This is a genomic window from Vibrio sp. R11-SG3-ISO3-SZ, assembly GCF_059834345.1.
In genome coordinates, this window is record NZ_JCBDGX010000036.1 from 1 (window position 1) to 8,332 (window position 8,332).

The 8,332-nt window shown below is 50.9% G+C and carries 7 protein-coding genes; 2 read left to right on the forward strand and 5 right to left on the reverse strand.

Annotated features, from left to right (window positions below; all coding sequences use genetic code 11):
- Positions 1–201: 201 nt before the first annotated feature.
- Complete coding sequence (gene glpX / locus AC6R1O_RS04940; RefSeq protein ID WP_500656574.1) at positions 202–1,209, reverse strand: class II fructose-bisphosphatase; 1,008 nt, start codon at positions 1,207–1,209, stop codon at positions 202–204.
- 316 nt (positions 1,210–1,525) lie between these two features.
- Between glpX and zapB the strand changes: the two genes are divergently transcribed.
- Positions 1,526–1,768 carry a cell division protein ZapB gene (zapB, locus tag AC6R1O_RS04945; protein WP_334555687.1) on the forward strand — a complete coding sequence of 81 codons (243 nt, stop codon included), beginning with the start codon at positions 1,526–1,528 and terminating at the stop codon, positions 1,766–1,768.
- Between the two features lie 66 nt (positions 1,769–1,834).
- On the opposite strand, the gene metF is transcribed toward zapB, so the two are convergent.
- The 3 genes from metF to AC6R1O_RS04960 form a co-directional block, all read right to left on the reverse strand.
- Complete coding sequence (gene metF, locus AC6R1O_RS04950) at positions 1,835–2,725, reverse strand: methylenetetrahydrofolate reductase (RefSeq protein WP_487902563.1); 891 nt, start codon at positions 2,723–2,725, stop codon at positions 1,835–1,837.
- A 225-nt stretch (positions 2,726–2,950) separates the two neighbouring features.
- Positions 2,951–5,365 (reverse strand): bifunctional aspartate kinase/homoserine dehydrogenase II, encoded by a 2,415-nt coding sequence (locus AC6R1O_RS04955; RefSeq protein WP_500656575.1) that lies wholly within the window; start codon positions 5,363–5,365, stop codon positions 2,951–2,953.
- Complete coding sequence (locus AC6R1O_RS04960; RefSeq protein WP_500631005.1) at positions 5,365–6,531, reverse strand: O-succinylhomoserine (thiol)-lyase; 1,167 nt, start codon at positions 6,529–6,531, stop codon at positions 5,365–5,367. Before AC6R1O_RS04960 ends, AC6R1O_RS04955 begins: the two co-directional genes overlap by 1 nt.
- 260 nt (positions 6,532–6,791) lie before the next feature.
- On the opposite strand from AC6R1O_RS04960, the gene metJ reads away from it, so the two are divergent.
- Positions 6,792–7,109, forward strand: a complete 318-nt coding sequence (gene metJ / locus AC6R1O_RS04965; protein WP_334555683.1) for a met regulon transcriptional regulator MetJ — start codon at positions 6,792–6,794, stop codon at positions 7,107–7,109.
- Positions 7,110–7,222: 113 nt separating this feature from the next.
- Here metJ and AC6R1O_RS04970 read toward each other — a convergent pair.
- The coding region (locus AC6R1O_RS04970) for a malic enzyme-like NAD(P)-binding protein (RefSeq protein WP_500656576.1) at positions 7,223–8,332 on the reverse strand (1,110 nt) is incomplete at its 5' end.

The window sequence follows — 8,332 nt, forward strand, 5'->3', positions numbered from 1 at the left end:
CGCCGGGGGTCGCGGGTTCGAGTCCCGTCCACTCCGCCACTTTTTAGAAAGCCCAGTCGAAAGACTGGGCTTTTTTACGTTTAACGCTCCCGAAAGTGCTGTGCACTTTTTCGAGGGCAGGGTGTCTGTCTGCTCGAGGCTTTTCTGCAGATAAGAAAAAGCCAGCACGTTGGCTGGCTTCGAAGAGAGAGCAAGGCGAGATTAAAGAATAATGTCTCGCACTTCAGGATCTTTGCGTTCTAGGTAGTGTGTCGATTTAATGCGACGAATGGTGCGGCAGCGTCCACGGATCAGTAAGGTTTCTGTGGTGGCGATGTTACCTTGGCGAGTAATGCCCTCAAGCAGGTCACCTTTAGTGATGCCAGTGGCAGAAAAGACGACGTTATCGCTGCGAGCCATCTCTTCCATAGTCAGCACAACATTGGCTGTCACGCCCATTTCTTCGCAACGTTTTAGCTCAGCAGCGCCGTAGATGCGGTTTTCTTCGCTATCACCTTTAACTTCATGTCTTGGTAGCAAACGGCCATGCATATCACCATCGAGTGCACGGATCACAGCGGCAGACACCACACCTTCTGGTGCGCCGCCAATGCAGTACATCATGTCGACTTCACTGTCAGGCAGGCAGGTAAGAATGGAGGCGGCCACGTCACCATCAGGTACGGCAAAAACGCGTACCCCCATTGCTTGCATCTCAGCAATCACCTTATCGTGACGCGGTTTTGCTAAGGTGATCACCACAAGTCGATCGAGCGGCTTGTTGAGCGCTTCAGAGACGTTAATAAGGTTCTCTTTGAGTGGTTTATTGAGGTCGATACAGCCTTTTGCGCCTGGCCCCACAACCAGTTTTTCCATGTACATATCTGGGGCTTTTAAGAAGCTGCCTTTTTCACCTGCGGCCAGAACAGCCAGCGCATTGGACTGGCCCATGGCTGTCATGCGGGTCCCTTCAATTGGGTCAACCGCGATATCGACACAATCACCACCTGTCCCGACTTTTTCACCGATATACAGCATAGGCGCATCATCGATTTCGCCTTCACCAATGACAATCTCACCTTCGATTTCTGTCTTATTAAGCAGGGTACGCATCACTTCGACAGCGGCACCGTCGGCGGCGTTCTTATCGCCACGGCCAAGCCATTTATAACCCGCTAGGGCTGCGCCTTCGGTAACTCTTGAGAATGCCATTGCTAAATCGCGTTTCATGATGACTCCAACTGGTAGGAAAAACTGAACAAAAATAAATCGCCGCGATTTTAGCACATCACTAGGGAAACGTTTGCCTTTTTGGTTCAGCAGGCTTGAACTGGATCAAACCAGGGTCAGGAAAATGGATGGATCCATTCATTCGTCTGGTCTTGTAAAGACTGAGTCAAATTGCGTTGTTTTTTTAATCGAATGACGCAGATTTGCAAATATAGGGCGTGTTTAAAGCGGCTTGGCTGAGTAGAATGGAAGGTAAATGGGTTTGTCATGTCGTATGACCCAACCATCCAGAGAATGATTAAAAAGGTAGGCAACGATGTCTTTTGAAGTACTAGAAAAACTAGAAGCAAAAATCCAAACCGCGGTTGATACTATCACTCTGCTTCAAATGGAAGTGGAAGAGCTTAAAGAAGAAAAGCAGAAGCTAGCAAACGAAGCGAACGAGCTGCGTACAAGCCGTGAAGAGTTGGTCGCGCAAAATCAGCAGATGCAACAAGAACACACAGCATGGCAAGAACGCATCCGCAGCTTGCTAGGTAAGATGGAAGACGTTGAGTAATCACCGCTTCTGCAGACTAAAAAGGGTTGGCACTGTGCCAACCCTTTTGCTTTGATGTCTGTCAGATTAGACCTGAGGGCGCACGCCCAAAGTGTGGCAAAGTGCGTAGGTCATTTCGGCGCGGTTGAGAGTGTAGAAGTGGAAATCTTTCACACCTTCACGACTTAGGATACGCACCATGTCGATGGCTTGGCTCGCACCCACCAATTGGCGAGTGGTTGGGTCGTCATCCAGCCCTTCAAATTGTTTCGCCATCCAGCCAGGGACTTTGACGTTATTCTGCGCGGCAAAACGTGAAGCTTGTTTAAAGTTGGAAACAGGAAGGATGCCCGGAACAATTTCGACATCAATGCCAGCCGCAACACTGCGATCACGAAAGCGTAGGTAGCTCTCTACATCAAAAAAGAACTGAGTAATGGCGCGGTTTGCGCCTGCATCGACTTTACGCTTGAGGTTCAGCAGATCCGACTGCGCACTTTTTGCTTCAGGGTGTACCTCGGGAAAGGCTGCAACAGAGATATCAAAGTCGTGACGTGATTTAAGCAGTTCCACGAGATCGGAGGCGTACATATCCGGTTTGCCACCACCAGGAGGAATATCACCGCGCAGTGCGACGATGCTTTCAATACCATTGTTCCAGTAATCGTCAGCAATCTGAATGAGCTCGTCACGGCTGGCATCGATACAAGTGAGATGAGGGGCCGCAATTAGGCCGGTCTCGGCTTTGATCTCTTTAATGATGGAGTGAGTGCGATCACGCTCGCCGGAGTTGGCGCCGTAAGTAACAGAGACAAATTTAGGCTTAAGGGTTTTGAGGCGATGAACCGAGTTCCACAGCGTCTCTTCCATTTTTTCGCTGCTCGGAGGAAAGAACTCGAATGACACATTGATGTTGTTCGATAGCTCGGCAATATTTTGGTTTAAAGCGTCAATATGACTCGCGTGTGTGTATCCCATCTTTCTCTCTCCGTGTGGCGACCCTATCCGTAGGTAACTGCAGCCCCAACATTCAATTTGATTAAATCGACGTTTAGACGTCTACATGTCCACAGAATGTATTGAATACGTTTTAATGTCAACACTCCCACCATGAATTTTTTTCAAGTTCATAATGAGAGAATTTGAAGTGCGCGCAGAACGACGCCCGAATAAGAAAACAGGTTGCCGAAGCAACCTGTGAAACTAGAGAAAACTGGACAACAAGTTAAGGTCTGATTGAATCGCGCCTGAGGTCACTTCCCGACCCGCCCCCGGTCCACGAATGACCAGTGGGTTGTCCTTATACCATTTGCTCTCAATCGCAAAGATGTTGTCGCATGGTAACAGGTTGGCCAAGGCGTGCTCTTTGCTGAGTGCTTCGACACCTACTCGAGCTTTACCGTTCTTTTCCAGTCTGGCGACGTAGCGCAGCACTTTGTCTTCACGTTGCGCTTTCTCTAACCTTTCTGCTAGCTGTTCGCTGAGCTGTTGGCTGTTATCGAGAAAGTCATCCAGTGAGAGATCGGCCAGTTCATCGGGCACTAAGCTCTCGACTTTGACCGATTCAGGTTCAATCTCGAGACCGGCTTCTCTGGCTAAGATGACCAGCTTGCGCATTACGTCAGAGCCATCGAGATCCTGCCTAGGGTCTGGCTCGGTTAAGCCTTGCTGCCACGCTAAATCGACTAACTCGGCAAACGGTACGCTGCCATCATATTGTTGGAACAACCAAGAGAGGGTGCCAGAGAAAATCCCTGAGACCGCATAGATGACATCGCCACTTTCACGCAAATCGCGCACAGTGTGGTTTATCGGCAAGCCTGCACCGACGGTGGCATTGTAGAGCCAATGGCGGTTTATTTTGGCAAACGCATCTTGCACTTGGTGGTAGTAAGCACTTGAGGCTGAGCCGGCAACCTTATTAGCAGAGATAAGATGCATACCTTGCTCAGCGATATCGAGGTAGCGCTCAGCTAACTCTTTGCTCGCCGTCACGTCGAGTACGACCACATCGTCATAGCCCTGAATCGCACCGAGGCGCTGAATCCACTCGCCTTGCTGATATGGGATAGACTCTTCATCGAAATGCTCACTGACCGCGCTAGGTTCGATGCCTTGGTCATTAAACCAATAGGTTTGACTGTCGATCACCGCCACGAGCTCAAAACTCATTCCACGACGCTTTTCTAGCTCTGCTTTTTGTTCTGCAAACAGGGTTAACCAACTGGAGCCAATGTTGCCTTTGCCGCATAGGGCGATGCCGACTCGTTTTTGTGCTTGGAAAAGTTGATTGTGAATCGCCTTAACGAGTGGTTCGGTTTCGGTGCGGCGTAAGACAGCCACCAAGCTGAGACCGGAACGAGATTCAGAGATGAACTCGACAGGCGATGACTTGAGCTTCTGGTAAAAGCCGTAACAGTGGTTGGCGTTGTTGGTGACACCAGCGCCTACGGCAGCGACAAGGGCGTAGCCCTCCTTGAGTTTAATTTCTGCTGCGATGGCGGAATCTTGTAAGAAGCCTAAAGCGCCCCCTGCAATTTCCGAGGTATAAGCAAGGCGTAATGAGTGCTTATCCGCTTGGACTTCATAAGTCAAAGGTTCAAGTTGGGCGCGTTTCAAACTGCTCAGCACTTCTTTTTCCATGCGATTGAAATCATGTCCATAGGCGAAGTTTAACTGAATCAACAACACGTCATTGAGTGAGGAGATGATCTTGGCACCACGCCCAGAGGCGAGGACGCGCTCAATGCGGCTAGAGCCAGATTCAGGGTCGTAACTGCAGCGCAGGTGTAAGTCCATCGTACTTTGAGCGACAGGCTGCAAGGTACGGCTATGCAGCACGGGGGCGGCAAGGCGTGCCAGTTCACTTGCTTCATCCAGTCGCAATAGGGGCAGAAGACAAGCATCACTGACAAGGCGAGGGTCTGCGCTGTATACGCCAGCAACGTCACTCCAAATCGTGACGCGACTGACCTCTGCGAGCGCGCCAATCACGGTGGCAGAGTAATCGGATCCGTTTCGGCCAAGCAGCACGGTTTGGCCTGCTTGGTTTTGCGCCATAAAGCCGGTAAACACCAGACGACGCTGTGAGTGTTGCGCCAAAATTTCCTTCAGTAGTGGGTAGGACTGACCACGATCCACTTCAGGTTGCGTGCCGGTTTCTGCCCGTAAGAAAGTGCGAGAGTCTTGCGCGATGGCTGGTAAACCCGCTTGATTCAATAGCGCGGCGAGCAGTCTTGAGGACCACATTTCACCGTGGCCAAGTACCGCAGCTCGCTCCGCCTCGCTTAACGGGGCGCTTAATTCGCCGAGGGTGGTGAACTCGTCTTTGAGCGTCGCCAGCATGTGCGCTTGTTCGTCGTCACTGTCAATCAAGGCTTCGATAAGCCCTGTTTGGAATTGTCGTACCGACTGCAACGCTTCATGGGCAAGGCGGCCGTCTTTATAGAGCGCTTCGGTAAATTCAATCAAATGATTGGTGGTTTTACCGGCCGCTGAGACAACGATCAGATCATCGCTGCCAGAGTATTCTTTGAGTATGGTGACTACCCGGCGGTAGCACTCCGGATCCGCTAAGCTGCTACCACCAAATTTATGCAGTTGACGCGATGTCGTCATTACGCGGACTCCTTCACACAGTTAAAGGCTTGCTTGAGATCGTCAATCAGGTCATCGGCATCTTCAAGACCGACAGACAGACGCAGCAGTTGCTGAGAGACACCTGCCTCGGCCAGCGCCGCTTCTCCCATCGCACGGTGGGTCATTGACGCTGGGTGACAAATGAGGCTTTCTACGCCGCCTAGCGATTCTGCAAGAGAGAAGAGTTTCAGCTCACCGACAAACTGTTTCAGTTCTTCAAAGCTGCCAGCGAACTCGAAGCTGAGCATAGAACCAAAGCCTGATTGTTGTTTCTTAGCGATGTCATGGCCAGGGTGATCCGGCAAGCTTGGGTGATAGATGCGGCCGACCAGTGACTCTGTTTTCAGAAAGTCGAGAATGTTTGCCGAGCTTTGTTCATGCACCTTCATTCGTGCGCCTAACGTGCGGATGCCGCGCAGCGTCATGTAGCTATCAAACGGCGTGCCGGTGGCCCCAATGCAGTTGCCCCACCAAGCCAGTTCTTCAGCGTGCGCTTTGGTTTTGGTGATCACCACGCCGCCAATCACATCGGAGTGACCGTTGATGTATTTGGTGGTTGAGTGAATAACGAAATCCGCACCCAATTCGAGTGGCTTCTGGAAAATCGGGGTTAAGAAGGTATTGTCAACCGCGACCAGTGCGCCGACTTGTTTCGCTTGCTGGCAGACTTTCTCGATATCCACCACACGCACCAAAGGATTTGATGGCGTTTCCAACAGGATAAGCTTGGGTTTCTGGTTGATGGCGGCGGTCAAGGCTGCGTCATCGGATTGGTCGACGAACAACACGTTGAAGTCGCCTTTTTGCGCACGGGTATTGAAGAGTCGATAGGTGCCACCGTAGCAATCGTGTGGCGCGACAATCAAATCATCTGGCCCGACAAACGCAGACACCCAAAGGTTGAGCGCTGAGGTGCCACAGTTGGTCACCACTGCGCCTTCTCCACCTTCTAATTCATACAGCGCCGTTTCAAGCAGGCCACGGTTCGGGTTGCCAGAACGCGTGTAATCGTATTTCGGCACTTCACCAAACGCCGGAAATCCGTAATTGGTCGAGAGATAAATAGGGGGAACGACAGCGTGATGTTGGGTGTCTGACTCGATACCAGTACGTACCGCGATGGTGGCGGGTTTGCGCGTGCTCATAGCGTTTTCCTTGCGAACAGTAGTGACTTGTTTTAGGGAATGCGATATACCTGTTGCTTATCAGGTGTATCCGGCACCCAATGTGGTGTAGTGCTGCGACACACTCACAGTTTGGGCCGATTCCACTCCTATCGCCAACCACTTTACTTCTCATTTTTTAAGACGTCAACACTTCTAGACGTCTATATGTCTTTGCTTGTAGCCATAAATACCGTTAAAATTGTGGTTTAAACACTCATACGCAAATATAAAGGTGCGCAATGGCAGACTGGAATGGCGAATACATTAGCCCATACGCAGAACACGGTAAGAAAAGTGAGCAAGTGAAAAAAATCACGGTCTCCATCCCACTTAAAGTCCTTAAGGTATTAACAGACGAGCGTACGCGCCGCCAGATCAACAACCTGCGTCATGCCACCAACAGTGAGTTGTTGTGTGAAGCGTTCTTGCACGCTTACACAGGTCAACCATTACCGACGGATGAAGATTTGCGTAAAGACCGTCCAGATGATATTCCCGCTGAAGTGAAAAAGCTGATGACGGAGATGGGGATTGAGTTTGAGGCGTTTGACGACTAACGCTCGCCCTGTTTTGCACCGAATTTGAATGCAAAAGCCGCTGACATCGTCAGCGGCTTTGTTGTTTTTGCTCAGCCAGAGACAAAGGTCGTGGCTGGTAGTGGGCGTCAAGGTTACTCGATATCCATGTAATGGTCAGGCAGCTCAATGCGTGCCACCCCGGATTCTACCGCGGCTAACGCGACCGCTTTGGCGACGCGGGGGAGTAGTCTTGGGTCCATCGGTTTTGGAATAATGTAGTCTGGGCCAAACGAGAGTGAATCCACACCCGCGGCGGTCAGAACATTGGCAGGTACCTCTTCCTTCGCCAGTTGACGGATCGCCGCTACGGCAGCGAGCTTCATCTCATCGTTGATCTCGCTAGCACGTACATCCAGTGCGCCACGGAAAATAAACGGGAAGCAAAGTACGTTGTTGACTTGGTTCGGGTAGTCACTGCGACCTGTACCCATAATGAGGTCATTGCGTACATCATGAGCGAGCTCAGGTTTGATCTCAGGATCTGGGTTAGAGCAGGCAAACACGATGGGTTTGTCGGCCATCAATTTAAGATCATCTGGCGATAATAGGTTAGGACCAGAAACGCCAAGGAACAGATCGGCGCCTTCAATGACATCTTGCAGCGTACGTTTGTCGGTGTTGTTGGCAAACAGTTGTTTGTATTCGTTGAGATCATCACGTCGAGTGTGGATCACACCTTTGCGATCCAGCATGTAAATTTTCTCGCGCATCGCGCCGCACTTGATCAGCAGCTCCATACAAGCGATGGCAGCCGCACCGGCGCCCAGACAGACAATCACGGCGTCTTCCAGTTTTTTACCTTGCAGCTCAATGGCGTTTAGCATGCCAGCAGCCGTCACAATGGCGGTACCGTGTTGGTCATCATGGAAGACTGGCACATCACAGCGTTCAATTAATTGTTTTTCGATTTCAAAGCAGTCTGGCGCTTTGATGTCTTCTAAGTTGATGCCGCCGAAGGTATCCGCGATGTTGGCGACCGTGTCGACAAACTCATCGATGGTGCGATGTTTGACTTCGATGTCGATGGAGTCCAAACCTGCAAAGCGCTTAAACAGCAGGGCTTTGCCTTCCATCACGGGCTTTGATGCCAGTGGGCCAAGATTACCTAGGCCAAGAATCGCTGTGCCGTTGGAGATCACTGCCACCATATTGCCTTTTGCAGTGTACTTATAGACATTATCGGGGTTTTGAGCGATCTCTCG